Source organism: Marinobacter segnicrescens (assembly GCF_900111555.1).
GTDB classification, from domain to species: domain Bacteria; phylum Pseudomonadota; class Gammaproteobacteria; order Pseudomonadales; family Oleiphilaceae; genus Marinobacter; species Marinobacter segnicrescens.
Genome location: NZ_FOHZ01000031.1, coordinates 1 through 25,706 on the forward strand (window position 1 = coordinate 1; position 25,706 = coordinate 25,706).

Annotated in this window: 33 protein-coding genes and 1 pseudogene; 18 read left to right on the forward strand and 16 right to left on the reverse strand. The window is 56.2% G+C overall.

All coding sequences use genetic code 11. The features are described from left to right. The 6 genes from BM036_RS17425 to BM036_RS17450 all read right to left on the reverse strand — a co-directional run. Nucleotides 1–671: cytochrome c biogenesis CcdA family protein (locus tag BM036_RS17425; RefSeq protein WP_091854439.1), on the reverse strand; the 671-nt coding region annotated here is incomplete at its 3' end. A 26-nt stretch (nucleotides 672–697) separates the two neighbouring features. Then, nucleotides 698–1,174 (reverse strand): hypothetical protein, encoded by a 477-nt coding sequence (locus BM036_RS17430; RefSeq protein WP_091854694.1) that lies wholly within the window; start codon nucleotides 1,172–1,174, stop codon nucleotides 698–700. Nucleotides 1,175–1,225: 51 nt separating this feature from the next. Next, complete coding sequence (locus BM036_RS17435; protein ID WP_091854696.1) at nucleotides 1,226–1,681, reverse strand: c-type cytochrome; 456 nt, start codon at nucleotides 1,679–1,681, stop codon at nucleotides 1,226–1,228. Then, entirely contained in the window at nucleotides 1,674–2,528 is an 855-nt protein-coding gene (locus tag BM036_RS17440; protein ID WP_058089852.1) for a WD40/YVTN/BNR-like repeat-containing protein, read from the reverse strand. Before BM036_RS17440 ends, BM036_RS17435 begins: the two co-directional genes overlap by 8 nt. Nucleotides 2,529–2,538: 10 nt before the next feature. After that, nucleotides 2,539–3,051, reverse strand: a complete 513-nt coding sequence (locus tag BM036_RS17445; protein WP_058089851.1) for a DUF411 domain-containing protein — start codon at nucleotides 3,049–3,051, stop codon at nucleotides 2,539–2,541. A 110-nt stretch (nucleotides 3,052–3,161) separates the two neighbouring features. Continuing rightward, nucleotides 3,162–3,428 (reverse strand): hypothetical protein, encoded by a 267-nt coding sequence (locus BM036_RS17450; RefSeq protein ID WP_058089850.1) that lies wholly within the window; start codon nucleotides 3,426–3,428, stop codon nucleotides 3,162–3,164. Nucleotides 3,429–3,644: 216 nt separating this feature from the next. Here BM036_RS17450 and BM036_RS20125 point away from each other — a divergent pair, with 216 nt between their 5' ends. Together BM036_RS20125 and BM036_RS20130 are read left to right on the forward strand one after the other, a co-directional pair. Continuing rightward, entirely contained in the window at nucleotides 3,645–3,968 is a 324-nt protein-coding gene (locus BM036_RS20125) for a hypothetical protein (RefSeq protein ID WP_058089849.1), read from the forward strand. Between the two features lie 268 nt (nucleotides 3,969–4,236). Continuing rightward, entirely contained in the window at nucleotides 4,237–4,554 is a 318-nt protein-coding gene (locus BM036_RS20130) for a hypothetical protein (protein WP_058089848.1), read from the forward strand. A gap of 34 nt (nucleotides 4,555–4,588) precedes the next feature. Here BM036_RS20130 and BM036_RS17465 read toward each other — a convergent pair whose 3' ends face one another. Then, nucleotides 4,589–6,148 (reverse strand): multicopper oxidase family protein, encoded by a 1,560-nt coding sequence (locus BM036_RS17465; RefSeq protein WP_091854698.1) that lies wholly within the window; start codon nucleotides 6,146–6,148, stop codon nucleotides 4,589–4,591. Next, a complete protein-coding gene (locus tag BM036_RS17470; protein ID WP_058089846.1) occupies nucleotides 6,148–6,369 on the reverse strand; it encodes a hypothetical protein in 222 nt (73 codons plus the stop codon). Before BM036_RS17470 ends, BM036_RS17465 begins: the two co-directional genes overlap by 1 nt. 171 nt (nucleotides 6,370–6,540) lie before the next feature. Here BM036_RS17470 and BM036_RS17475 point away from each other — a divergent pair, with 171 nt between their 5' ends. From BM036_RS17475 to BM036_RS17490, 4 genes are all read left to right on the forward strand, one after another. After that, nucleotides 6,541–6,942, forward strand: a complete 402-nt coding sequence (locus tag BM036_RS17475) for a MerR family transcriptional regulator (protein ID WP_036206275.1) — start codon at nucleotides 6,541–6,543, stop codon at nucleotides 6,940–6,942. 69 nt (nucleotides 6,943–7,011) lie between these two features. Beyond that, entirely contained in the window at nucleotides 7,012–9,498 is a 2,487-nt protein-coding gene (locus tag BM036_RS17480) for a heavy metal translocating P-type ATPase (protein WP_091854700.1), read from the forward strand. A 33-nt stretch (nucleotides 9,499–9,531) separates the two neighbouring features. After that, nucleotides 9,532–9,717 carry an SHOCT domain-containing protein gene (locus BM036_RS17485; RefSeq protein ID WP_041334534.1) on the forward strand — a complete coding sequence of 62 codons (186 nt, stop codon included), beginning with the start codon at nucleotides 9,532–9,534 and terminating at the stop codon, nucleotides 9,715–9,717. Beyond that, on the forward strand, nucleotides 9,695–10,444 hold the full coding sequence (locus tag BM036_RS17490) for a TVP38/TMEM64 family protein (protein ID WP_091854702.1): 750 nt from the start codon (nucleotides 9,695–9,697) through the stop codon (nucleotides 10,442–10,444). The genes BM036_RS17485 and BM036_RS17490 overlap by 23 nt, the downstream gene beginning before the upstream one ends. Before the next feature lie 33 nt (nucleotides 10,445–10,477). Here BM036_RS17490 and merA read toward each other — a convergent pair whose 3' ends face one another. From merA to merT, 3 genes are all read right to left on the reverse strand, one after another. Continuing rightward, entirely contained in the window at nucleotides 10,478–11,884 is a 1,407-nt protein-coding gene (merA, locus tag BM036_RS17495; protein WP_091854704.1) for a mercury(II) reductase, read from the reverse strand. Between the two features lie 86 nt (nucleotides 11,885–11,970). Beyond that, nucleotides 11,971–12,267, reverse strand: coding sequence for a mercury resistance system periplasmic binding protein MerP (gene merP, locus BM036_RS17500; RefSeq protein ID WP_011784884.1), 297 nt, complete (start codon nucleotides 12,265–12,267; stop codon nucleotides 11,971–11,973). A gap of 14 nt (nucleotides 12,268–12,281) precedes the next feature. Further along, complete coding sequence (gene merT / locus BM036_RS17505) at nucleotides 12,282–12,632, reverse strand: mercuric ion transporter MerT (protein ID WP_091854731.1); 351 nt, start codon at nucleotides 12,630–12,632, stop codon at nucleotides 12,282–12,284. 73 nt (nucleotides 12,633–12,705) lie between these two features. Here merT and merR point away from each other — a divergent pair, with 73 nt between their 5' ends. The 8 genes from merR to BM036_RS17545 all read left to right on the forward strand — a co-directional run bounded on the left by merR (nucleotide 12,706) and on the right by BM036_RS17545 (nucleotide 19,570). Continuing rightward, nucleotides 12,706–13,146, forward strand: coding sequence for a mercury resistance transcriptional regulator MerR (gene merR, locus BM036_RS17510; protein WP_091854706.1), 441 nt, complete (start codon nucleotides 12,706–12,708; stop codon nucleotides 13,144–13,146). A 693-nt stretch (nucleotides 13,147–13,839) separates the two neighbouring features. Further along, the gene (gene dsbG / locus BM036_RS17515) at nucleotides 13,840–14,658 is read left to right on the forward strand and encodes a thiol:disulfide interchange protein DsbG (protein ID WP_091854709.1); all 819 of its coding nucleotides are present in this window, start codon (nucleotides 13,840–13,842) and stop codon (nucleotides 14,656–14,658) included. After that, entirely contained in the window at nucleotides 14,658–15,848 is a 1,191-nt protein-coding gene (locus tag BM036_RS17520) for a protein-disulfide reductase DsbD family protein (protein ID WP_091854711.1), read from the forward strand. The genes dsbG and BM036_RS17520 overlap by 1 nt, the downstream gene beginning before the upstream one ends. A 16-nt stretch (nucleotides 15,849–15,864) precedes the next feature. Further along, nucleotides 15,865–16,455, forward strand: coding sequence for a protein-disulfide reductase DsbD domain-containing protein (locus BM036_RS17525; RefSeq protein WP_091854713.1), 591 nt, complete (start codon nucleotides 15,865–15,867; stop codon nucleotides 16,453–16,455). 42 nt (nucleotides 16,456–16,497) lie between these two features. Continuing rightward, complete coding sequence (locus BM036_RS17530) at nucleotides 16,498–17,202, forward strand: SCO family protein (RefSeq protein WP_091854715.1); 705 nt, start codon at nucleotides 16,498–16,500, stop codon at nucleotides 17,200–17,202. A 215-nt stretch (nucleotides 17,203–17,417) separates the two neighbouring features. Beyond that, nucleotides 17,418–17,834: a TlpA family protein disulfide reductase gene (locus BM036_RS17535; protein ID WP_281247038.1), complete on the forward strand. Its 417-nt coding sequence runs from the start codon at nucleotides 17,418–17,420 to the stop codon at nucleotides 17,832–17,834. Between the two features lie 46 nt (nucleotides 17,835–17,880). Beyond that, nucleotides 17,881–18,636, forward strand: a complete 756-nt coding sequence (locus BM036_RS17540) for an AraC family transcriptional regulator (protein ID WP_091854716.1) — start codon at nucleotides 17,881–17,883, stop codon at nucleotides 18,634–18,636. 73 nt (nucleotides 18,637–18,709) lie between these two features. Continuing rightward, on the forward strand, nucleotides 18,710–19,570 hold the full coding sequence (locus tag BM036_RS17545) for a sterol desaturase family protein (RefSeq protein WP_091854718.1): 861 nt from the start codon (nucleotides 18,710–18,712) through the stop codon (nucleotides 19,568–19,570). A 140-nt stretch (nucleotides 19,571–19,710) separates the two neighbouring features. Here the strand turns inward: BM036_RS17545 and cadR are convergent, their stop codons facing one another. Next, nucleotides 19,711–20,115 (reverse strand): Cd(II)/Pb(II)-responsive transcriptional regulator, encoded by a 405-nt coding sequence (gene cadR / locus BM036_RS17550; RefSeq protein WP_091854720.1) that lies wholly within the window; start codon nucleotides 20,113–20,115, stop codon nucleotides 19,711–19,713. Between the two features lie 97 nt (nucleotides 20,116–20,212). Here cadR and BM036_RS17555 point away from each other — a divergent pair, with 97 nt between their 5' ends. From BM036_RS17555 to BM036_RS17570, 4 genes and pseudogenes are all read left to right on the forward strand, one after another. After that, nucleotides 20,213–21,109: a cation efflux transmembrane domain-containing protein gene (locus BM036_RS17555; RefSeq protein ID WP_091854722.1), complete on the forward strand. Its 897-nt coding sequence runs from the start codon at nucleotides 20,213–20,215 to the stop codon at nucleotides 21,107–21,109. Between the two features lie 3 nt (nucleotides 21,110–21,112). Next, nucleotides 21,113–21,625, forward strand: a complete 513-nt coding sequence (gene lspA, locus BM036_RS17560) for a signal peptidase II (protein WP_058089839.1) — start codon at nucleotides 21,113–21,115, stop codon at nucleotides 21,623–21,625. Nucleotides 21,626–21,724: 99 nt separating this feature from the next. Beyond that, nucleotides 21,725–22,363 (forward strand): peroxiredoxin, encoded by a 639-nt coding sequence (locus BM036_RS17565; protein ID WP_036206316.1) that lies wholly within the window; start codon nucleotides 21,725–21,727, stop codon nucleotides 22,361–22,363. A 108-nt stretch (nucleotides 22,364–22,471) separates the two neighbouring features. Then, nucleotides 22,472–23,911 (forward strand): annotated as a pseudogene (locus BM036_RS17570) (heme lyase CcmF/NrfE family subunit); the annotation flags it as partial. A 171-nt stretch (nucleotides 23,912–24,082) separates the two neighbouring features. Here BM036_RS17570 and BM036_RS17575 read toward each other — a convergent pair. The 4 genes from BM036_RS17575 to BM036_RS17590 all read right to left on the reverse strand — a co-directional run. After that, nucleotides 24,083–24,289: an MbcA/ParS/Xre antitoxin family protein gene (locus BM036_RS17575; protein ID WP_143066644.1), complete on the reverse strand. Its 207-nt coding sequence runs from the start codon at nucleotides 24,287–24,289 to the stop codon at nucleotides 24,083–24,085. 204 nt (nucleotides 24,290–24,493) lie between these two features. Next, nucleotides 24,494–24,967, reverse strand: a complete 474-nt coding sequence (locus tag BM036_RS17580; protein ID WP_091854727.1) for a nucleotidyltransferase domain-containing protein — start codon at nucleotides 24,965–24,967, stop codon at nucleotides 24,494–24,496. Between the two features lie 9 nt (nucleotides 24,968–24,976). Further along, a complete protein-coding gene (locus tag BM036_RS17585) occupies nucleotides 24,977–25,216 on the reverse strand; it encodes a hypothetical protein (protein ID WP_091854729.1) in 240 nt (79 codons plus the stop codon). After that, nucleotides 25,213–25,706, reverse strand: a 494-nt coding sequence (locus BM036_RS17590) for a metallophosphoesterase family protein (protein ID WP_091854733.1), incomplete at its 5' end; no start/stop codon positions are given. The genes BM036_RS17585 and BM036_RS17590, both read right to left, overlap by 4 nt.

Here is a 25,706-nt window from a genome sequence, read left to right on the forward strand (position 1 = left end):
CGTGTCATCTGACCGGTAATCACCATCACGCCCATGATAACCAGCACCACACCCGCGAGCACCCGCAGGTGACGGCTCCAGCGGCTCAACCAGCGCACGCGCTTACGGAAATGCTCGATCGACAGGGCGGTGACCAGAAATGGCACAGCCAGCCCCAGTGAATAGACCGCCAGGTACAACATGCCGGCTTCGGCATTGGCGTGAGTAGAACTGAGCGCCAGTATGGCCCCCAGGATTGGTCCTATGCAGGGTGTCCAGCCGATGGCAAACGCCACACCCAGCAGGAAGGATGCCGTCGGGCGCCCCCCTTCCAGGGCCTGCCCAAGGCGCCAGTCCCGTTGCAGGGCCGGCATACTCCACCAGCCCATCATGAACAGTCCCATCAGCACAATGAGCACGCCGGCAACCAGGTTGGCCTGCTGCCGGTAGCCCATGAGCCACTGACCCACCAGACTCGCACTCGCGCCGAGGGCCACGAACACCAGACTGAAACCCAACACAAAGCAAAGGCTCAGCCAGAACGCCTTCAGGCGATTGACGCTGTCGTTGACCGCCCCGCCAGTTACCACAGACAGGTAACCAGGAACCAGGGGCAGCGTACACGGGGAAAAGAAGGACACCAGGCCGCCCATAAAGGCGGCCATGATGCCCCAGGTTGCAAGATCAGGCATTTAGACCCCCAAGTTAGGTGATTCCGTCAAATTGCCCAAAAATCGAATTTGATGCCTTCCCTGGACGTGCCGTTATCGATGATGGCACGCGCCCGCCATAGCATCTTGCCAGTACCGCACTCCGGCAGGGTAATGGTTCCCTGGTAAACACCCTGGGCGTTTGGAACCAGTTGGGTGCGGACCACGCCCATGTACATCTCAAGCCCTTCAAAATCCACGATCAGGGAGTCGCCCGCCATGTTGTCGAGGCGCACACGAATGGGGATTTCTGTCATCGATTCGATGACCTCGTCACGCAGATCCACGGTGATGGTTTGATTGCCCTTTTGCCCGATGCACTGAGCGTCAAAAGGCGCGCATCCTTCGGTGGGATAATAAGTGATGCCGGTATCCAGATCTGGCTTCAAGTACTGCGGCAACACAAAAATTGCCGCAACTACCGCACCGAAACCGGCGATACCGAATAACACTGACCACTTCTTGAAGTGCTGTTTCAATGACATCCTTGAGTTACCCGAGATCTGACGTGAGTGCTGTCTGTCATCCTTGAGGAATCAGGAAGGGCTTTCAGCCTGATTAGAGTCCTGACTCTCGTCCTGTTGGTAGCGACGCTGGTCCTCCGTCCATAGAGTTTTCAGATACTCGATCACCGATCGAATTTCCTGGTCGGTGAGAATGTCCTTGAACGCCGGCATGGTCAGCCGGTCCGTTTTGTTGAAGGGGTGCCGCCACCCCTCTGCGATCATCCTAACTAACATGGAGTCGCTGTGACGCCAGGTGTGGCCTGTCTCATCGTGAGGTGGTGGCGGCATTTCGCCTTTCTCATCCGGCTTGTTCCAGTCGGCAGTGCCCTCGCCCTGCCGTCCGTGGCAGGCGGCGCAGTACTGCTCATAAATCTGACGGCCCTCGGCCACTTCGGCCGGCACGCTGTCACTGTTCGTTGGTGCGCCCCCCGCCATCACAATGGCGGGGGCAACGAGCAAGACCAGCGGGAATGACCATTTATTCATAAAGAGGCACCCATTCGCCAGAGGCGTCCCGCGTCAGCAGATCACCGTTTTCGGTACCTACCACGAGACCTTCCGTAGGTGAGAATGTCAGCGCGGTCACCGCCTGGGTTGATTCAAGGTTGGCCCAGGTTTCGCCGCCGTCGGAACTATGGTGAAGTCGACCCTCGGTCACGGCATAGACGTTTTCCGGGGCCGACGGATCGTAATCAATGGCGGCAACAGTGCCCCGCAACTCGCCGGCATCGCCCCAGAAGCAGAAACAGTCCATGGAACGTGAAACACCGCGGGTGGTACCAGCGAAAAGCCAGCCACTCTCCATGCTGCCCGGCATATCCGAGTGCAGGAACGCCTGCACCGGCTCTCGGGGGCCACTGTCAACTTTTACCCAGCCCTCACCGCCGTCCCTGGAACGGAACATGCCATCGTCACCGAGATAGGCGTAGAGCGTATCCGGTTGTGTGGCGTGTGCCGCGATCGCTGTGATCCCGAGATCGGGCAGGGTGTCGTTCAGGGGCTGCCAGCTCTCGTTGGCATTGTCGTAGCGCCAGATGCCAAGGCCAGGCCCTGCCAGGTACAGGCTTGAGTCTGCACCCTTGGCCAGAGTGTTAGGCTGACTGCCAGAATCAGACGGTGGTAGCGGCATCTCGACGGCAGTCTGCCCTTCAAGGGCAAACAGACCACTGCCGCGAAGCACCACCAGAGCTCCCGAGGCGTTGGTGGTCAACGCCTTCACTGATTGGCCATCACTCGCAGGCTGGGCTTGAACCAGGGCGGGCATGAAGACCGCCAACGCCAACAGGAAAAGGCCGGAGGCGCCAGAACTCAGATGGTAAAAAATGGCTTTCATAGGACGGACCTCAGTAATCCTTGTGCTCACGGAAAACCCGTTGCTGGCCATTGGCGTTGAAGGCGATGACTTGGTAGTCGTCCTTTCGGCCTGTTTCCATGCCGGGGGTACCATGGGGCATGCCAGGCACTGATAGACCAATCGTGTTGAACTGCGGGTCCTCAAGGTAGGCGACGATGTCATTGGCCGGCACATGTCCCTCAATCACCAAGTCACCAATTAACGCGGTGTGGCAGGACGCCATGTCGCGCGGCACATCGTGCTGCTGCTTGATGGCATTAAGGTCGTCGGTTTCTACAATCGTGGTCTCAAAGCCATTGGCTTCGAGGTGTTCAGCCCAGGACTGGCAACAGCCACAATTGGGGCTCTTGTAGACCGTGATGGCCGTTCCGGCACTGCTGTTGGAGGTTTGGGCAGTCGCTGGCTGCGACGACTCATTGGCTTGGATCGCCAGCGTGGTTGCGCCAGCAGCAAGAACGATGCCGGACAGGCCGACCGACAGGGCAAGTTTTTTCATGTTCATGGTAGTCCTCAGTATCAATAGGCAAAGGGTAGTAGATTGCAATGAAGTGCCCGGGGCACTTTGGTTTTCCCCGGGCATTTGATGTCAGTTCAGACTGTTTGCCGAAAATGTCAGTTGGCGTCTTCCTTGTCGCCGTCCATCGGCTGATCACCATGGCTCTGCATCATGCTCATGCAGGCTTCGGTCATGGCCTTCCGGTCTTCGGGATCCATTTCGGACATCATGTTCATCATCTGCATCATGCCGCCCATTCCGTGCATGCCTTCTGAGGACATCATTCCCTGGTCTTCGCTTTCATGGGCAAAAGCTGACAGGGTAGCAGCGCTGCCTGCCAGGACTGCCGCTAGAACCGTGACTTTGATGGTTGAATTACGCATAGGATTCACTCCGGTTAAAAGCCCGTGATTATTGGATTCAAGGCACGGGACTTCGATTCAAGAATTAACGTTAATGGGCGTGCCGCGATGGGCAAAACCCGGGTTAAAACTCAGGAGTGCTGTTCTGGAGGGGGTGTGATAGAGGCCAGGAACGGATCCTGGTAAAGGGTTGCTCGCGCGGTCAATACCGGGTGGGAGCCGGTATCGGTAAAATCGATGGAGTTCCCCGGTAAGAGGGCAAAACTCACGCTAACACTGCATTTGATCAGCCCACTGGTACTCGGGCAGGCCATGTCAGGGGCTGAGACACAATCAGTTCCAGTCTCTGTTGAGGCGTTGGCGCTATCAGACTGGGCCATCATCATGGACATGGACCCGCAATCCAGCATTGAAGCTTTCGCCTGGCTGTCCGCCACTTTTGACATAGCCAACACCGGCCCGCTGATCACCAGAAGTAGTGATAGCAAAACGGAGATGATTGGGCGGTTCTTTGCGGACATCCTGATTTCAAGCACCAAGCTGTGGGGATACGGGGTGTGACAGACAACCCCTCTATCTGTTCCAATAATCCTAGCATTTTTTTATTTCAGTAACACAACCCGTCAATTCCCGAAGGCCCAGGATGAACTCCCTCTGGCCACTCTGATAAAACCCTTGATCTTAAACCTTGCTTCAACGTTATGTTCGTTCGAAATGCTCAATAGCAGAGCTATCTAACGCGTCAGCGATGGTCGGGCTAACCCCAGTAAGAGTGAGAGGCAAGATGAATTGTTGTGACAAGAAGACGAGTAACGGAGACAAGGGAAAGATGAATTCCGATCAAGGCCGAGGAGGAATGGTGGGCTTGCTGACAGGGCCGTGGCGTTGGTGGTTGTTTGGAGCCATCGGGGTCATCGCCGGACTCACTTTCGGATGGGAGCAACTGGTGTTATTCGGGATTGCTCCAATACTGATCAGCCTTCTACCCTGTCTGATCATGTGTGGTCTTGGATTCTGCATGATGAAATGTAAGGACAAGAAAGGCTCAGTGGCCGCAGTTGATCAGACGAGCGAGGCTGGTGATGTCCAGTCGATGGCTCCTCAGCCCAAGGTCTCGGATGCTTCACACTCGACGAGAGCATTCTGACAGTGAATGTGCGCTAAGAGGGATGTCGTCGCGTTCAGCCTCGCACCTGAAAATAGCGCATCATTCCTGCGTCTTCATGTTCCATGTTATGACAGTGGTAGATGTAAAGGCCGTCAAAGCGCTCGAATTTCATCGCCAGCTGAACCGTTTCACGAGGCATAACCAGAACCGTGTCGTGCCAGCCACTGTCTACCAGGCCCTGCTGTAAACTATCCGAGCTGCCGCCTCGTCGCCCTACAACGTTGAACTGCAAGCCATGAATATGCATCGGGTGAGGCATCGGTGTGTTGTTGTGGAATTCCCAGATTTCCGTGTCACCAAGGCGGACTTTTTCATCATCCGCAACATTCGTTCCGTCAAACCGCCGGCCATTCATGGCAAATCCCCGCATCATAACCGGGCTTAACTCGAACGACCGGATTCGCGTATTGCTGTTTACCGGTATTTTTTGCCGCTGCACACCTAGCTGTGCCGGTAAAGGTTCGCTGGCCTCTACTGACTTGGACACCTCCAGCCTGGCCAGGGGAAATCGGCTGCCGAGGGGCAGGGCGTTGCTGCCCATCATTCCCATTCCGCCCATCATGCCTGCCTGGAAACGGTCACTGATAAGCTCCAGCGTATCACCTGGCTGGGACTCGGAAAGGTCGACCCAGATATCAAGCCGCTGAGCCGGAGCCAGCACGGCGTAAGGCCTGTCTTCCGGTTCCTGAAGAAGGCCGCCATCTGCACCGATAACGGTGACAGGTCGCCCGTCGCTCCAGGCCAGTTTGTAGATGCGAGCGTTAGAGCCATTGAGGACTCGAATTCTGTATGGGCGGGTGGCAACCTTGCGGGTGGTTGGAGGCGCCCCGTTAGCCAGCACTCTATCCCCCAGAAAACCGTGCATACGGTCCATCATGGACCCCATGCCACGGCCCATGTAAACCAGTTCATTGTTACCAGCAAAGGTGCGGTCCTGAAGCACCAGTAACAGCTCGTTATCGCCCGACGGCAATTTGAGGTCCGCTTCTTCCTCGTCTTCAACGATCAGGAGTCCGGCCAACCCTGCGTAACTTTGGAATCCTACGCGACCACCTTGCTTGCCGTGGGCATGAGAGTGGTACCAGAACAGTCCGGCCCGGTCCAATACCTCGAAGCCAACAGTCATTGTCTCGCCTGGGCGGATCGGTAGTCTTGGCTGTCCGTCTACGTCGGACGGCACGTGAAGCCCGTGCCAGTGGACGGTGGTGTCCTCTGGCAGCTCATTGTGAATATGGATTTTGACGGTTTGGCCGTGGCGTAGCCGGATCGTTGGGCCGAGGTAACTGTCCGGATTTTCGGAGACTGTGTTTTTTGGACCTTTCAGCAATTCCGCCCTATAGCGCCACACTTCACTGGGGGCGCCCGGAAGTATGGGCACCGAATCTGACATGGCGTGAAGATTCAGTTCAACATCGTATTCGTCTGAATCAAGGCCGAGCGTTTCCGATTCAACCGCTTTTACCCCTCCATCACACCCGGTAAGCAGAAGTCCCGGCGACAGCGTGAGAAGGACGCCGGTGCCCGCCACAGCCTGAAGGACTGTTCGCCGATGGACACTTTTACTCCGGTTCATCACTTATTCCTCAGATATTTAATCAGTGCCAGAATCGCGAGTATCAGGAGCACAACCAAAAGAATCATGATAATCATCATGAATAGCCCCATACCTCCCATGCCCTGCATCATGTTGCCCCCCATCATGCCTTCTCCCATGCGCCCGGGCTCATCAGCGAATGCAAAAAGGGACAGGAAAAGTCCAACAACCAGCGTAGATAGCCTCTCAAATACCTTCATTACAGTGTGTCTCCGTATTTTTGCCCCACTTGATTTAAAAAACGGGGGACCTTGGCCCAGTTTGGTGCATCGCCCCCGATCTGACAATGCATGAAAAATACCTTGACCTTAAAGTTTACTTTAAGGTTATGGTTAGGATAAGTCATTGACCACTCGTTTTGAGGTGCAGGAATGAAAACGTTCAATATCGGCGAACTCTCTGAAAAAAGCGGCGTGGCCAGCCATGCCATTCGCTTTTACGAGCGGGAAAATCTCATGCCAGAGCCTGCCCGAACCCAATCGAATTATCGTCGTTACCCCGAGGATGCGATCGCCAGGCTGCAATTCATCATCCACGCCAAGCAATGGGGTTTCACCCTTGATGAGATTCGCGAACTCCTGATGCTTCAGGACGCCAATGGCGACCGCGCCGAGGCCAAGCGAATTGCAAAGAAGCAACTGGAAAAAATCCGGCATCAGATTCAGAGCCTGTCCCGCATTGAGGCCGTCCTGTCGGAAACCCTGGAGGAATGCTCCGGTGAAGGACCCATGGACGGCTGCCCGATTGTCGAAGCCATAGCCCAGCGAGGGTGACGCTGCCAGTTGCCTGCGAATGAACTGATTAAAGGCACGGAGTTAGCTGTGCCGAGGAGCCAAACGGGTATGCAACGAATAGAGATTCGTGTTGATGGAATGTCTTGCGCTTCGTGCGTCGGGCGGATTGAAAAGGCGCTCATGGGTCAGCGCGGCGTTGCGGAATCCCAGGTGAATCTGGCGACCGGAAAAGCCACCGTGAAATTTGACCAGCCCGCCACGCCGGCCACGTTAATCGACTTGATTAAGGAGGCGGGTTATCAGCCACGAGTACAGTCGGCTGAAATTCCGGTCATCGGAATGACCTGTGGCTCCTGCGTATCCCGGGTTGAGCGGGCATTGAACAAGCAACCCGGCATGGTCAAGGCCAGTGTCAATCTGACTACCCAGAAAGCGTTTGTGGAGTTCCTGTCTGACACCTTGTCAGTGCCGCGAATTCATCAGGCTATCCGCGACGCAGGGTATGAACCTCAGGAGCCGGACGCCAATAGCGAAACGGAAGAGCAGGACAGGGAGGGCATCGACCTCCGCCGGAAAGTGCTCTTCGCTGCGGCGCTGACTATCCCGATTGTTCTGATTGCCATGGGTAAAATGATCCCTGCTCTTGAGGCTCTATATGTCAGTGTCTTACCCCATCGGGGATGGATGGCAATTGAGTGGCTACTAACCACGCCGGTGTTGTTTTATGCCGGACTGAGGTTTTTCCGGTCCGGGTACACTGAATTGCGCCATGCCAATCCTGGCATGAACAGCCTGGTTATGATCGGCACCAGCGCTGCCTATTTCTACTCCGTCGCAGCACTGCTGGTTCCAGGATTCTTTCCCGCCGGTACCGCCGAAAGCTATTTCGAGGCAGCGGCAGTAATCGTGACGCTCATTCTGCTGGGACGCTACTTCGAGCACGTCGCCAAAGGCCGGACGTCGGAGGCAATCAAAAAACTTCTGCAACTGCAGGCCAAGACCGCCCGTGTCATTCGGGACGGGGAGGCCGTCGAAGTGCCCATCGAAGCCGTGGTACCTGGTGACCGTATCCAGGTGCGCCCGGGAGAGCGGGTTCCTGTTGATGGCGTGGTGGAAGAAGGCCAATCCTACGTGGACGAGTCCATGATCAGCGGCGAGCCCGTTCCCGTGGCCAAACAAAAAGACGCCGAGCTGGTGGGTGGAACCATTAATAAGAACGGTTCCCTGACGTTCCGGGCTACGAGGGTCGGTGCGGACACCGTTCTGGCACAGATCATCAGAATGGTGGAATCGGCCCAGGCTGATAAACCCCCGATTCAGGCGCTGGCCGACAAGATAGCGGGAATTTTCGTTCCCATTGTGATTGTGCTCGCGATTCTGACGTTCATCACCTGGTTCAGCTTCGGGCCCGAGCCGGCACTGTCCTTTGCCTTCGTCACGACGGTCAGCGTGCTGCTGATTGCCTGTCCCTGCGCGATGGGCCTGGCCACGCCAACAGCGATTATGGTCGGAACCGGTAAGGGTGCCGAAATGGGTGTGCTGTTCCGCAAAGGGGCGGCCCTGGAGACACTGTCTCGGATGGACACCATCGTCCTCGATAAAACCGGCACCCTGACTCGGGGCCAGCCTGAGCTGACAGATTTCATCCTGGTGGAAGGCCGCGAGGATGAGGTCCTGGCCTGGGTTGCGGCTGTGGAGACCGAAAGTGAACATCCCATCGGGGAAGCCATCGTCAAGGGCGCAAGGGATCGGGGCCTCACGTTACCCGCGATCAGTGAATTCCAGGCGGAGCCGGGCTACGGCATCCAGGCACAGGTGGCCGGGCGCCGGATCAATGTGGGCGCGGATCGTTATATGCGCCGCCTCGGTATCGACCTGGCCAGCGTCGCCGACGATGCGGTTTCACTTGCTGAAAAAGCCAAATCCCCGCTGTATGTTGCCGTCGACGGACGCCTCGCCGCGCTGATTGCTGTGGCCGATCCGCTCAAGAACGGCTCGGTGGAAGCGATTGCTGCGCTCAAGTCGTCAGGACTCAGCGTGGCCATGCTCACCGGTGACAATCGCGCCACCGCCGAGGCGATTGCGCGGCAAGCCGGCATCGAACGGGTGCTTGCGGAGGTATTGCCGGACCAGAAAGCGGCCGAAGTGAAACGCCTGCAAGATGAAGGTGCCCGGGTTGCTTTTGTGGGTGACGGTATCAATGACGCACCGGCCCTGGCGCAAGCCGATGTGGGTATCGCCATCGGCACCGGTACCGACATTGCCATCGAGGCCGGCGACGTGGTTCTGATGCGCGGCGACCTCCGGGGCATCGTGGATGCTGCAGCGCTCTCCCGGCGCACCCGCAAAACGATCCTCGGCAATTTTGTCTGGGCCTACGGATACAATCTGGCACTGATCCCCGTAGCCGCAGGTGTTCTGTTCCCGTTTACCGGTTACCTGCTCAACCCCATGCTGGCTGCGGGTGCTATGAGCCTTTCCAGTGTATTTGTGGTGACCAATTCCCTCCGGCTGGGCCGGTTCAAATCCAATAGCGGAAGCTCCGTGGAGAGCAGTATCAGCGAAAGCGGAGCCGCACAAGCCAGTGTCTCGTAAGAGGCCTGGCACACACAGAATCAGGAGATTGACATGATGACGAATGAGGCATGCATGTTTGGAATGGCGGGAATGGGGTTGATATCCCTTTTGCTCATCGTCGCCTTGGTACTTGGCGTCGCAGCCCTCGGCAAGTACCTGTTTTCGAAAAACAGGGACGATTCTGGACGCGCGAGTAAGAACGCCAGAGGAGACTATGACTACCACCCTGAAGCATGAATTTCATCGGGTACCCATGGCAAGTATGGGAGTTAGACCGAACGCAAAAGCAAAAATAGTCGGGGTTATGCTCTTGCTGGCTGCACTGGCTGCGATCTATTGGGTCATGCTGGAGACCGGAGCATTGACCACCGTGACCAACAAGGCGGCCTTGTCGGAATGGATTGACCAACTGGGGTATTGGGGGCCGGTGGGTATCATTGGCCTGATGATCACGGCCATTGTCCTGAGCCCGATCCCCAGCGCCCCGATCGCCATGGTTGCCGGTGCAGTCTATGGATCGCTATGGGGAACAGTGATCGTGGTTATCGGTGCTGAGGCCGGCGCACTGATCGCTTTCGCCATTGCTCGATCCTTGGGGTACGACGTTATCCATCGCTGGAAGCGACTACGTCCGGTATTGAATTGGCTTGGCAAGGAACGCTCTCAGGGCGCATTGATGCTTGTCATTTTTACATCAAGGTTGGTGCCTTTTATCTCCTTCGATGGGGTCAGCTATGCAGCGGGCCTGACACCACTCGCGTTCTGGCGCTTCGTGGTCGCAACGCTGGCCGGTGTTATTCCGACAGCCTATCTGATCACTGAGTTTGGTGGCTTGCTCATGGCCTCTGAGTCCGGGGTAGTGACGATACTTCTGGTTCTGGTCAGTGGCATTACCCTGTTGCCGTTTGTTGCGAAGCTGCTCATGGCTCGCCGAAGGCACCAGAAAGCGTCCGAACTTGCATGATAGAGGTTGGGTTGAAGGCGCCTTGGCAAATACTCATCCCGCACAGCAGGACAGCTGTTTCACGTCTTTGGTGAAGGTTTGCGCGCAGAGCTTGAGGCCTTCCACCATGGTCAGATAAGGAAACAGTTCATCGCCGATGTCCTGCACGGTCATCCGTGACCGAAGTGCAATGACTGCCGTCTGGATCAGTTCACTGGCTCCCCCGGCTACCGCCTGCACCCCCAGCAAGCGTCCCGAATCGCGCTCGGCCACCATCTTAATAAAGCCATGGGTGTCGAAATTCACCAGCGCTCGCGGCACGTTTTCCAGATCCAGCAGACGGGTGTCCACATTGTAGCCCTGCTTTAGCGCTTCGGCCTCTGTCAGGCCAACTGTGGCGACCTGAGGGTCGGTAAACATCACCCCCGGCATGGCGCTGAGATCCAGGGTGGCCTCGCCTCCCGTCATGTTGACCGCAGCCCGGCTGCCCCCGGCAGCGGCGACGTAGACAAACTGCGGCTGATCGGTGCAGTCACCGGCGGCATAGACACCGGGGACCGTGGTTTGCAGTTGCCCATCCACCTGAATCGCGCCACGGGAGGTTTCCACACCGATGCCCGCCAGGTTCAGGTTTTCGGTATTGGGTATCCGGCCGGTCGCCACCAGCAGTTGATCAGCTCGTAAGGTACCGGCATTGGTCTCTATAACGAATTCATTGTCGGTATAGTCCACACGGCTGGCCTGGGTCTGCTTGAGCACCTCGATGCCCTCGCGCCTGAACGCCGCCTCTATGGCCTCACCGATGGCGGGTTCTTCACCGGATAGCAGGCGGCTGCGGGCCAACACGGTGACCTTGCTATCCAGCCGGGCGAACGCCTGGGCCAATTCCAGGGCAACAAAACCGGCGCCGATCACGATCAGCCGTTCAGGCACAGTAATTAATGCCAACGCACTGGTGGAGGTGAGATAAGGCGTCTCAGCCAGCCCCGGTATCGACGGCTCTGCGGGACGGGCGCCAGTGCCAATAAAGGCGCGATCGAAATGGACGTTCTGTTCGCCGCCCTCGTTCAACTGGACCACCAGGTTATTGGCATCGACAAACCGGGCTTCACCGTTCAGGACCGTGATTGCCGTCTGGTCGCGCAGAATCCCTTCGTACTTGGCGTCGCGCAGTTCCTCGACACGCGTCTGCTGTTGCTGAAGCAGGTTCGCCCGGTCCACCTTCGGTATCTGGGCGCTGACGCCCCCGTCAAATGGGCTCTCCGTGCGCAGATGCGCGATATGGGCGGCACGACTCATGATTTTCGACGGCACGCAGCCGGTATTCACGCAGGTACCACCAATAATGCCGCGCTCGATCAGGGTGATGCGGGCACCGCGCTCCGCGGCCTTCAGGGCAGCCGCCATGGCTGCGCCGCCGCTACCAATCACAGCGATATGCAGGTTATTGTCACTATTCATTCCGAGTTCCTTGAATTACTGGGGCATTGTCACGGCAGGCGCCGAGTCGCGTGTAACAGAGGGCGCCTGGAGTCCTTTATTACAACTCACTTACTGTCCGTTTCCAGGGATTTCAGGGTGGAGGGATAGCCGACATCGCCCGTTGCCTGGGTTAAGGCTTCCACCGATGTTCGTGTGTCGTCAAAGGTAATCACGGCTTCTCGATCCGGATAGCTCACGTCGACTTGTGAAACACCGTCCACCTTGTTCAAGGCCAGCTTGATGGTAATGGGGCATGCGGAACAGGTCATCCCCGGAACCGAAAGCGTCACCGTCTGCATGGCCGCCCAAGAGGGCATGCTGAGCAGGGCGAAAAGCAACGTCATGGCAAAGCGCATTTTCATGGGACAATCTCCTTTCAATAAAACAGAGGAAGAGCATAGGGAAACAACAGGGCGACCAGTATCAGTGCCGTTACTGCCCAAAAGATCACCTTATAAGTCGTTCGCACCCGTGGTACGGCACACACTTCACCGGGTTGACACTGTTCCACTGGCTGGAAGATTCGACGCCAGGCGAAGAACATGGCCACCAATGCAACGCCGATGAAAATCGGGCGGTAAGGTTCAAGAGCCGTGAGGTTGCCCATCCAGGCACCGGAGATACCCAGCGCGACAAGTACCAGCGGTCCGAGACAGCAGGCCGAAGCCAAAAGGCCCGCAATACCTCCCGCAGCCAAGGGGCCACGCCCCGATTTGGAATTCGACATAACGCTGACACCTTTCATGGTTTCATTCGATGAGATAAGGTTACTTCCGTAGTCAGCTACGGAGTCAAGGGGTATGCCGGATAAAGCGAATTCATTGACCATCGGTGGCCTGGCTAAGGCTGCCAACGTCCATGTCGAGACAATCCGCTATTACCAGCGGCGACGTCTAGTGCCGGAGCCGGAACGTCCTCCAGGTGGTATTAGGCGCTATGGTCCAGCTGATATCGAGCGGTTAATGTTCGTGAAAACCGCTCAGCGGCTGGGCTTCAGTCTTGTCGAAATCAGTGACCTGCTACAACTTGAAGATGGCACTCACTGTCAGGAGGCCAGCGCTCTGGCCGAGCACAAGTTGCGGGACGTGCGTGAGAAAATCGACCAACTGGGGAGAATCGAGAAGGTACTGGGCGAGATGGTCGAGCAGTGCCATGCCCATCCGTACAATATTACCTGCCCATTGATTGCATCATTGCATGAGGGGGGCAGTGGGGGGGACGATCAACGTGAAAGAACATGATTTTCACTCGACTGAGGGCTCGAGGGAGAGCGGATGTTTTATCCCCGGATAGTCCCCACACCCAAGCTTCTGAGGAACTTATGTGCGCCGCCAACATCTTACTCTGGTAGCCGAATTGGCGGATACGGTGATGGAGCGTGTCTGTTTGCACCTCCGCCAATGTAGGTTAAAGTGGACGACTACCTTCCCACGCGGAAGATGTTTTAGCTGTTCTGTAATCAGGATATCAGTGCGATGATCACACGGCTTATGGGACTGGCAGTACTACTGCTCGTGGCTCTTCTCCCCGTTGCACAGGGAGTTGCCGCGACCTCTTTTGAGGCGGTACCCATGGCCGTGGCTTGTGTCATGTTGCCAGACACCCAGGTGATGCATGACTGCGCCGGGCTCAATGCCGAGGGTAGCTGCAGTAGCCCGTGTTCAACGTCCCATGTCGGGAAATCTGCAATTAGAGACTCGGTAGTGCTGTTATCTTCCCCCTGCCCGAAAGGCTATTCTTCTCATTCCGGCCGTGTACTTTCTGGCCCAGACCCTTTTCCTCCCAAGTATTCAACAGTCTCCTGAACCTTTGATTACCAGAGGCTTTCGCTTCGAGTGCCTGTCGTTTGGCCTTGCGCGGTAGACCACCACGTAGGCAGCTTTGCTGGTGATTTTATCGACTGATGAATACATGAAAACGGGAACGTATCTGTGATGTCATTCTATCTGGAATACCCGGTGCGCGGCATGACCGTGCTCTGCCATAAGCTTTCGATGGCACTTTTTTTGAGTTTATTCGCTGCCTTGGCCTCGGCGTCACCACCAATGGACCCGGGAATCAAGGCACTGCAGGAGAGAATCGGTTTTACGGTGACTGAACGCTTCTCCACGCCAGCCGAGGGCGTGACCGGCTATGTTGTAAAGACCGGCGACGGGAAAACCGGAATCCTCTATGGTCTCGGTGACCTCACTTTTTCCGGCGCACTTCTGGAGAGTGATGGCAACGATCTGACCCGCGAATATTCCGCTCGTTATATACCGAAGCCGACGTATGCGTCGGTTGCCGAGCAGCTCTCCCGGGACCCCCATCTGGTGAGCGAGGGCGGTAAAGATGCCCCTGAGGTCTATATCTTCGCGGATCCCAACTGCATTTTTTGCCACAAATTCTGGAAGCAAACCAGGGATTGGGTTGCGGAGGGGAAAGTCAGGTTGCACTGGGTCATGGTCGGGTTTCTCAAACCGTCCAGCCTGGGGCTTTCTGCAGCAATCATGAACGCAGAGGATCGAGCCGCGGCGCTCCAGGTGTTTGAGGAAAACTTCGGAAAAAGCGGTGACGGCCGCGGCATTTCTGAACTCACTCCGATCCCGGCCGACCTTCAACAGGCCCTCGAACAACACGGTCAGTGGATGGCCGAGGCGGGTTTCAGCGGGACGCCAGGGCTGCTGTTCAAGGACACGAGCGGACAATGGCGGGGCCAGACTGGTGTGCCCAGCCAGGAAGCGCTCGGCAGGATGCTGGGAGTCACTGAGTAATGGATCAGCTGCCCTCATTACTCATTGCCGGCCAGATCATGATGGCGGTTATGGCAGGTCTACTGCTGAACCTGACGCCCTGCGTGCTGCCCGCGATCCCCATCAAGGTCCGGACCATCCTGCGGGAGGCGGGCGGCCAGAGGTCCCATCGGGTGCTGGCCGCGTTGGCATTCACGGCCGGAACACTCACCTTTTTCCTGACGCTGGGCGGCCTGACCGCACTGCTGCAGTGGAACTGGGGCACGTTGTTCCAGTCAACGCTATTCGTGGCCGTCCTGGTTGCGTTAATGGTCGGGTTTGCGGTGATTACCTGGCTCGATCTGCCCATCCCCGTCCCGACATTCGCCGCCTCGGCGCATGGCCGGCGTTACTTTGAAGCCTATGTATCCGGGCTGTTGAGTGCGATTCTGGCCGCGCCCTGCGCAGGACCATTCCTCGGTGGCGTTCTGGCCTTTGCCGTTACCCAGCCGACACCGGTCATCATGGGGATATTCGGCAGTATCGGGCTGGGGCTGTCGTTGCCCTACGCGGTACTGATGCTCAGGCCCGAGTGGCTGAGCCGTTTGCCCAAGGCGGGCCCCTGGACCGTAGCCATTCGTGAAGTGCTCGCGCTGATATTGCTGGCCGCCGCCGTGTTTTTCAGTGCGAGCCTGGTGCCCAAAGCGGTATACCCCTGGCTGTGGTGGGCCTGGCTGGCGCTGGTGCTGGTCTGGGGTCTCCGCCGTTTCGTTCAGGGGAACGGTGCCGTGCGCGTGATCACTGCAACGGCGACAGGCCTTGCCCTTGCGGTGACGGTGGTATTCGCATCTCCGTTGGGCAGCGGCGAAGACGAACTTGTCTGGCAACCCTACTCAGCAGAACTCCTGGCGGACACAAAAGCCCGTGGCACGCCGTATTTGCTGGAGTTCACTGCCGATTGGTGCATCAACTGCAAGGTCCTGGAGCGCACCGTGTATAAAGAGCCCGCTGTGGCTGAAGCCGTAGCGCGGGCCGGCATGGTGCCGATTCAGGTGGATGTGACAGCAAGCGATCCCGAAAAAGACGCATTGTTAACCGCGACGGGTGGGCAAGCTTTGCCTTTTGCAGCGGTTTTTGCCGGTGACGGCGCCGTTGTCGCCCGTTTCACTGGGCTCTTTGATACCGACAGCCTGGTCGAGGCGATCAACCGCACCGAGAATTCACAACCCTAGATACTGGAGATGAACCATGACAACCCTAGCCAAAGTATTGCTGACCGGCATAGCGGTTTTTCTGATCGCGATCGCGGCGTTCATGTTGATCGGTACCAATTCCGGAAAGGCCCCTGGCTCAGCCCAGCCTGAACAAGCCAGTTCCGACCCCCAGGCGCCAGTTGCCCGCACGGGGTTGGCAGATTCTTCCGATAAGGTCCGCCTCAATCTTGCGGAAGGCGGCAAAGCCCTGATAGGGGAGACCGGTGAAATTGTTCTGACACTGGACATTGAACCGGGCTGGCACGTGAATGCGAATCCAGCCTCCATGGAGTTTCTGATCCCCACCGTCGCCAAGTCTTCGGCTGGCGGCCAGTCGCTCGATATTCCGACGGAGTACCCGCGCGGCCGGGTCAGTGACATTGTGCTGGGTGACACCGCCCTGGAGGTGTACGACGACGGTGCGAGCATCCGGCTGCTGCCAGATGAAAAACAGACCACCGCGCTGAAAGAGGCAGGCAAGCTTGACATGACAGTACGGGTGCAAGCCTGCAGTGACGAGGGCGTTTGCCTGGCACCGGCTGACCTGCCCGTTTCGCTGAATCTGGACGATACCAAGCCACAATAACCCGGGATTCCCTTCGGAAAACAACTCAAATGGAGAGTGACTGTGAACAGTGTATTCAGAGTATTGCTGATTGCCATGGTTGCCCTGGGTAGCACCAATGCCATGGCCCATTCCATGGAGGATGTGGAGGCCTCGTTGAATGAGAAAGAGCGGTATGCCCAGTTTGTGGATCAGCCGGCCCCTGAATTTGATCTTACAGGCGTTGATGGCAATACCCTTTCCCTTGCCGACTTAAACGGCAAAACCGTTGTGCTCAATTTTCTCTACACGCGCTGTACCGAGGCCTGCCCTTTTCATATGAACCTGATACGGCAGTTGCAAACCGGGGTTGAAGAAGAAGGGCTGAGTGAAGAGGTGGTGTTCATCACCATTGCCACGGACCGGGAAGATGTTGCCGGGACCCGGGACAACATGCGCGCGTATGGCGACAATTTCGACCTGAACCCCGATAATTGGCACTTTCTGTACCGGGGCGAAGGTGAACCGCCCGGGTTGACGTCGGAGCTCGCCAAAGCCTACGGCGTTCAGTTCAGGGATACGGGTGAGGGTGTACAGGTCCATGGTGTGGTAACCCACGTGATTGACCCGGAAGGTCAGATGCGGGCCCGGTTCCATGGATTGAAATTCAAGCCTGAGCATCTGGTGACCTACCTGACGGCCATTGCCAAAGGCCCCAACGCGGCAGCCGATGATGGGTTCTGGGGCCGACTGCACGGGCGAATTGAAGAGCTGTTACAGAGTGAGTAACGCGTGGGGCACCATGCGGGCAACAAACCGACCACTGTAATCAGGAGTAATGTCCAATGAGTCACCAGCGCATATCCGCCGCCCGTGGAATCGCCGTAGTCCTTTTCGCGCTTGCTATTTCCATAGCCGCTCCAGTTATGGCTGCAGGGAAAGTTCCGAAGTCCGTGGGGCCCCAGGGGTTCCTGATCTAGGAGTCCCCTCGCACTCTGCCCGAGCTGGCTTTTGAGGACGAAGACGGCAGGCCGCTGACACTGGCTGACTTTAAGGGTAAGGCGATATTGCTCAATATCTGGGCGACCTGGTGCCTGCCTTGCCGTGAGGAAATGCCGACGCTGGACTCACTTCAGGCTCAACTGGGCGGCGAGCAATTTGAAGTGGTCGCGCTGTCCGTTGACCACGCAGGCATCAGTGTTGTTGAGAAATTCTACCGGAAAACAGGCATCCAACATCTTCGCCAGTATATTGATCCGTCGACACTGGCGACCTCAACACTGGGCATAGAAGGTGTTCCTACAACGCTGCTGATTGATCACAACGGTCGCGAAATTGGCCGCCTGGTCGGTGCCGCGGAATGGGACAGCCCGGCCATGATGGATTTGATGACCCGTGCCATTGACGGGATTCGGAACTGACCGAGGGTCACTCCGACTGAAAGTCTGTCTTTGCAGAGATGAGGCAATGACCAAACCAAAGACTTTATTGAACCCATGGCTCGGCTCCGTAGCGATAAAGCCAGGCATGGGCGCCTTCCATGGAGAGTCGGGAGACAATAAGCCCCATAAACATTGGGCTCATCAAATCGTGATCGGTTTTGACGCAAGCGTTGAAGTCATGTCCAGTGAAACACGGTGCGAGGGAAGGGGGTTGTGGATACCAGCTGGAGTTACCCATCAATTAAAACTGTCCAGGGTACTGTGTATTTACATCGATCCAAACCTTGATGTCTGCAATGCTTTACTGCCTTATATCAAAAACCCGTCGAAGCGATCCATCCGGGCACTCGATGAGGATTTCATTACGGAGTGTTTGTCTCGCTTTACTGGCACCGAAAACCTGTTAATTGCACTGAAAGCTTTCGAGCGACAATACCGGGGTAGTAAGCCATCTGGTCCAAAGAGCAGGTTGAGCGACGTTTTAGAAGCATTGAATGCCGAAGCATCGGGAGGACGATCAGTCTCACGAGCCGAGTTGGCGAAAATGGTTTGCCTTTCTCCAAGCCATTTTTCCCACTGGTTTACCGAATGTACCGGTTTACCTTTGCGCAGCTATAGAAAGTGGCTAAAGCTACTAACCGGGTTTGAGTTATCGCGCGAGATGTCACTTACTGATGCAGCAATTGCTTCGGGATTTTCTGATCAAGCCCATTTCTGCAGGTCTGTTACTGAGGCATTTGGCGTTTCCCCAACGGTTATTCAACGGCTTTTATCCAAATAATCAGCTTTTTCGTTCAATTTGGCTGCGTGCATCCGTGAGATGCTGAACGCTCTAGTTAGCGAGGGCTGTTGGAATGATTCGTAACGTAATGTGGTTAGTTAGGCTTTTGTATTTGCCGTTGTTTTTGCTCGTGGGTAATGGTGTTGCTGTCTATCTCGTTGCCGAAGGTTTCAACGCCGGTTGGCTGGGGTTGTTGATCCTGGTGTTTATAGGGATTTCTTTCGCCACTGAAAGACTTATCCCCTATGATCGGGCGTTCAATGAGCCTCAACAGGATCAGCGGCGCGATGTGCTCCATGCACTCATGAACGAGTCGCTTAATGTTATTGGCATAGCTGTACTCCCATTAATTGCAGGATTGCTCGTTTTGGCACCGATCTGGCCTTCCAGCTGGCCACTGGTTTTCCAATTGCTGTTGGCAATCCTTATTTCTGATATTGGTATCACCCTGGCGCATTTTGCCAGTCATCGCCTTCGGTTGCTGTGGCGCCTACATGCCATTCATCACAGCGTAAAACGGTTGTACGGCTTTAATGGGCTTATGAAACATCCACTGCATCAATTTATAGAAACAGTTGCCGGAACGACACCATTGCTCATTATAGGAGTACCGCAGAATGTCCTGATGTTGTTGGTGGTTGCAGTTGTACTCCAGTTGCTACTGCAACACTCGAATGTAGCGTATTTTACCGGACCGCTGAAAAAGGTTCTCGCAATCAACTCCGTGCATCGTTTCCATCATGCGAATACGGCAAAAGAGGGTGATGTGAACTTCGGGCTTTTTACCACCTTGACTGATCGCTTTTTAGGCACGGCTTACTTCGATTCCGAGCGAACGATCGGCACTAAGGATCTCGGTATTGCTTCAGAGCCGAATTACCCAACGAACTACTGGCAACAGTTGATGCAGCCTTTTCAACGAAACAGGAGATGATGAGGTGCTTGCTCCATCTGCCGACTACTCAGGCTCCGTGTTGTCGAAAAGATCTGCCAGGAAGCGGATTTTCAACATCTGCGCAAGTATATTGATTCGCCCACACTGGTTACCCCAATACTTGGCATAAATGCCTCAGGCTACTGCTGCATGCTTTCTTCACTGAGCCCTTCGAGAACCCCACAGGCTCCAATGTCCCGATCATCGTTGCAACTCGCTCTCAACGACGTGAGTTGTTTCTCCAGTACCTGAAGATCGGTTATCCGAGACCGTACATGAGCGAGGTGATCATCAAGCAAGGTGTTGATGGCCCTGCAAGGCTGATGGGGCGCGCCCTGATAACGCTGTAACTCATGAATTTCAGCGAGTGACAGCTCGAGTATTCTGCAGCGCCGGATAAAGGCCAGTCGCTCAACATGCCGTTCAGTGTAAATACGGTAGCCGTTGTCCTGACGATCCGGCGGTGGTAACAAGCCCTCTCGCTCATAGAAACGGATGGTCTGGGTGTCAACCCCTACGGACCGCGCCAACTGACCAATGCGCATCGGGTGTCTCCTCAACAAATGGTATCTGTTCTATTGACCTTATAGTTACTATATAGTTTTAAATCATAATCCGACAATACCCAAGTGGAGCCGTATCATGAGTAAACCCTGTGAAGACGCCTGTGGCTGCGACGCAACACCCGCCGAGGGTAATGCCGGGTCGGAGGCCTCTGAAGCGTCCGGCAACTGGATCAGTGTGTATACCGTACCGAAGATGGATTGTCCTTCGGAGGAACGGATGATTCGCCTGGCCCTGAACGGTTTTGAAGACATTCGCGGGCTGTCCTTTGAGCTGTCTGATCGGCAGTTGAAGGTTGTGCACGATGGCGAGGCTGAGCCTATCACCGCGAAGCTGGCGACCCTCGGGCTGGGAGCTTCGCTTCAGGAAACGGCCGCTGCCGACCCTGAGTCAATTAAGGCGGTCGGGGATACGGCTATCTCTGCCGAGCAGGAGTCCGGCACCCTGCGTTGGTTGCTCGGTATCAATGCCGTCCTGTTTGTGGTGGAAATGACGGCCGGCCTGATCGCGCACTCCACCGGCCTGATTGCAGAATCCCTGGACAATTTTGCCGACGCGGCCGTGTATGGGCTCGCGCTGTATGCGGTTGGGCATAGCGTGAAAATGCAGGTGCGTGCGGCGCATCTCGCGGGCGTACTCCAACTGATACTGGCTGTAGGCGTACTTGCAGAGGTGGTGAGGCGCTTTGTCTTCGGCAGTGAGCCGGAGTCGCTGGTAATGATGGGGATTGCGTTCATTGCATTGATCGCCAATACCACCTGTCTGCTGCTGATATCCAAACATCGGGAGGGTGGGGCGCACATGAAGGCGAGCTGGATATTCTCAGCCAACGATGTGGTGATCAATCTGGGGGTCATTACCGCTGGCGCCCTGGTCGCGTGGACTGGCTCCAACTACCCGGACCTGATCATCGGCAGCATTGCGGGGGTTATCGTACTCAACGGGGCCAGGCGCATCCTCGCGCTTAAGGGTTAAACAATGTCCATCGTTGCCAAAAAACACTTGCCGTATGGCCTGCTGGCTATTTCGGGCCTGATTGCGGCGTCTGATCAGGTTGTAAAATGGCTGGTCCAGCAGTCAATGGCGTATGGCGAATCGATTCCGGTGACCCCGTTCTTTAACTGGGTTCATGTCTGGAACACCGGCGCCGCATTCAGTCTGTTTGCCGATGGTGGAGGCTGGCAGCGCTACTTTCTTATCGCAATCGCGGTAGTGGTCTCGATCGTACTGATCAGGTTGATTCTTCAGTGCCGCCGCAGGGGAGAAGCCATCGCGTACAGTCTTATTCTTGGCGGTGCCATGGGCAACCTGATTGACCGGATATTCCGCGGCTATGTTGTGGATTCCTTTGATGTCTATTGGCAATCCTGGCACTGGCCAGCCTTTAACCTTGCCGATATCGCCATTGTGCTGGGCACCGTGCTTTTCCTCTATGTCAGTTTCATACCCGAAAAATCGGGCACGAACGTCGAGCTCGATGGATCAGGCTAAAAAACATCTGACAAACGTCTTGACCTTAAAGTTGACTTTAAGGATATCGTCTGTGCTGACAAACCAAGAACGACAGCCAAAGCAAAGGAGAATGAAACGATGACATTGCAACTTGGAGAAACCGCTCCCGATTTCACCGTCGCATCCACCGAGGGAAACATTCAGTTTCATGAGTGGCTGGGAGACGACTGGGCCGTGCTGTTTTCACACCCCGCCGACTACACCCCCGTCTGTACCACAGAGCTTGGCGCCTTCGCCAAGCGTAAGGACGAGTTCGCCAGTCGTGGAGTGAAGCTGATCGGGGTGTCCGTTGATCCGCTCGACTCCCATAACGACTGGGCCAAGGACATTGAGAAAACCCAGGGCACGGGGCTCAATTTTCCCCTGCTGGCAGACAAGGATCAGGTGGTTGCCGACCTGTACGGAATGATCCATCCAAAAGCCGATCCCAAGGTGACTGTTCGAACGGTATTCATTATTGATTCCGCGAAAAAAATCCGTCTGATGCTAACGTATCCGCCCAGCACCGGGCGCAATCTGGACGAGATCCTGCGCGTCATTGATTCGCTCCAACTGACCGACAACCACAAAGTGGCCACGCCGGTGGACTGGAAGAATGGAGAGGATGTGATCATCGTTCCGTCGCTCTCCAACGAAGAGGCCAAAGAGCGCTTCCCCGACGGATGGGATGAGCAGACACCGTATCTGCGCGTTACCCGCCAACCTGGTCGGAAGTAATAGGGTATTCGTCAGCCGGCCGTGCGGCTGGCTGACGTAGCAATACCTGAGAACCCCTCACCGATAGGTTCGGTCATCGCTGAACCCTTAACCGAACACGGCCCCGAAATGCTTACCCTGACAGTTCCTGAAGTTGGTCTCTTCGCGTTATTGATTGCACTTTGCCTGTCGCTGCTTCAGGCGACCGTGCCCTTGCTGGGAGCCGCCACCCGGCGCCCGTTGTGGATGGCATTTGCTGAGCCCATGGCATGGGGACAATTTGCCTTTCTACTGGTTTCTTATGCCAGCCTGACTGCCAGTTTTCTTCTGGATGATTTCAGCGTGGACTATGTGGCCCGTAATTCGAACTCGATGCTGCCCTGGTACTACAAGTTCACCGCCGTCTGGGGCTCTCATGAAGGCTCGGTGCTGTTATGGAGTCTGATTCTCAGTGGCTGGGGCTTTGCCGTCAGTCTGTTTTCCCGCCAGTTGCCACGGGATATGTTGGCGCGGGTCTTGGGCGTTTTGGGCATTGTCAGTGCTGGGTTTCTTCTTTTTATCGTAATTACGTCTAATCCCTTCGATCGCCTGCTGCCAGGTATGCCGGCTGACGGTGCCGATCTGAACCCTTTATTGCAGGACATTGGTCTGATCATCCATCCGCCGATGCTTTACATGGGCTATGTGGGCTTTTCAGTGGTCTTTGCTTTTGCCATCGCTGCGTTGATTGAGGGGCGACTCGATGCGGCCTGGACGCGCTGGGTCCGGCCGTGGACCAACATTGCCTGGGCCTTTCTCACCCTCGGCATCGCTCTGGGTAGCTGGTGGGCCTACTATGAGCTGGGTTGGGGTGGCTGGTGGTTCTGGGATCCAGTGGAAAATGCATCGCTCCTGCCCTGGCTGAGTGGGACCGCGCTGATACATTCACTGGCGGTCACGGAAAAGTGCGGCACGTTCAAGAGCTGGACGGCTCTGCTGGCGATTTTCACTTTTTCACTCTCGTTGCTGGGCACCTTCCTGGTGCGCTCAGGGGTGCTGACCTCGGTGCATGCCTTTGCCAACGACCCATCACGGGGACTTTTTATTCTGGCGTTGCTGGGCATAACGGTCGGCGTCTCGCTGCTGATCTTTGCGCTGCGGGCACCGCGAATGAGTGCCAGTGCCGGCTTTAGCTGGCTTTCCCGGGACGCACTGTTACTGATCAACAATATTTTGCTGGTCATCATGACGATCACGGTCCTGATGGGCACCCTGTACCCCTTGATCCTGGATGCGCTCGGGCTGGGCAAGGTCAGTATCGGCGCGCCTTACTTTAATAGCCTGTTCGTGCCACTGACCGTCATGCTTTGTGCCTTTATGGGGCTGGGGCCGGTCGCGCGCTGGAAGCAGATGCCCGGTCGCGAGCTGTTCCGGCGGCTTCTGGGGGCGGGCCTGGCCGCACTGGCGATTGCGGTATCGATACCGTTTCTTTACGACGGCCAGTGGAATGTCGCCGTGGCGCTGGGGCTGGTGGCGGCCCTATGGGTAGTACTGGCGTTGGTGCACGACCTGTTTGATAAAGTCCGCAATGCGACCGCAGCAAACATTGGAATGCCGATCTTTCGCCCCGCCGAGATAGGCTATAGTCAAGGGGGCTTGAGTTGTCGCCCAAAGGGCACAGTGCTGGATTTGACGCAAAGCTAAGCGCCTGGGAAAGGGCGTCCGGTGGGTGCCACGGGGCCAGGTGGCAAGCTCTCAAAATCACGAGTAGTCGCCGTACTTCAGCTTCTTAAAGTACCTTTCCAGAACTTCACACCCGGTGGGCGTCCCCATCAGTGTCTTTGGTGACTCGCCAGCCAGAGCCGGTACCGGCGTCTCCAGCCAGCGCCTGAGGAGTTGTTTATCACCATCGAAAAGGTTTCTTAAAACGTCTTCGAAGAGTTCTTTGGCTTTCTGATCGCTATCCATGCCGTTGACCACCCATCGTAGTTTCAAGTTATTCTGCGCGTTTTCTTGACCTCCGCCACGCGGCGATAGCCCAGTGGGGCATTATACTATTGATTAGTAACATGATTTACTGATTAGTAAATCGTGTTACTAAAACATACTAACCTCGATGGGCCAGACCAATTCGAAAGGTGCCGAATGCTTGGTAGGCATCGAGGGCGCTTGTCATTTATTGCGCGACCAGATAGTCAAGCCCTCTCGTGTGATGTTCGTCAGCAAATCCGGGTTGGAGTGCTTCGTGGGTTCCCGCCATTCCGCTTCCCAGATCGGAAAAGGCTGAATCCTGACGCCCGTTTGCACCAACACATCAAAGGCCCAGCCTGCCATTTCCAACTTGGTTTCGACGAAATCCCCTGGCTCACCCGGCAGAATCACCGCAACGTCGACATCGCTCTCGGAGTGATAATCTCCCCGAGCCCGACTGCCGAACAGAATCAGTTGGATAACATCATAGTCATCAGCGAGTCTCTCGCGGAACTGGAGGATCACGTCGCCGATATCAACTTGGCCGTCCATGATCGTTTGCTCAAAGCCAACAGACGGCGCCTGATCCCAATCTTTCAGCTCGTCTGGGATTGGCGCGGCTGAATCACATTTCGCTACCAACTCTGTCGGGTTGTATCGCTTCCGTTGTGACATGGGCTTCTCCTATCGCAGCGGTCCACGACGTCCCAGAATAACGGCGACCTGCATGATGCCGGTGGCCGGTTCTCCGAAGCGTTCCGGCGGTTGATACTGTCCGTCCCACGGCTGGGCATGACGATAGCGCACCACGTCTTGCCCTTTCAGCTCTATGACCTCGTCAAATCCGTTCTCATACCCCTCCACCAGGACCTGTGTGTCCGGAGGCAACGCTTTCAATCGGGCGATCAGTTCGTCAGCGGTCATCGGCAATCTCCTGTTTGGTTCAGATCGAGCACGATTGGTGGATTGGTGGGCTCGTATCGAGCGGTGCAGGTGCTCGCATTGATGAGTCGGGTCTGCCCACGCAGGTATTGGCCGTAGCCTTCGTGAATGTGACCAAATACGTGGGCCTGTAGGTTGGGGAGTTGTTCCAGACGCTGTTCGAGGTCAACGCAGCCGACATTCCTGACACGAAAATCCACCGCTACCTGGTCACCGATGCCTCGTGGTGGACCATGGGTGATCAGCACATCGGTGTTTTTTGGAATCAGCTGCCATTTTCCACGCAGTGCCTGCCCGCGCTCGAGCATAAATGCCCAGTCCAGGAACTGCGGCGTCCAGGGGGAGCCCCAAAACTGCAGCCCCTCGAGTTCGATGCCGCTGTCTTCCAGGTATATCGCATGGGTTAGTGTCTCACGGGCCAACTCTGGTGCTTCCTGAAAGACCCAGTCGTGATTACCGGCAATAACGACCT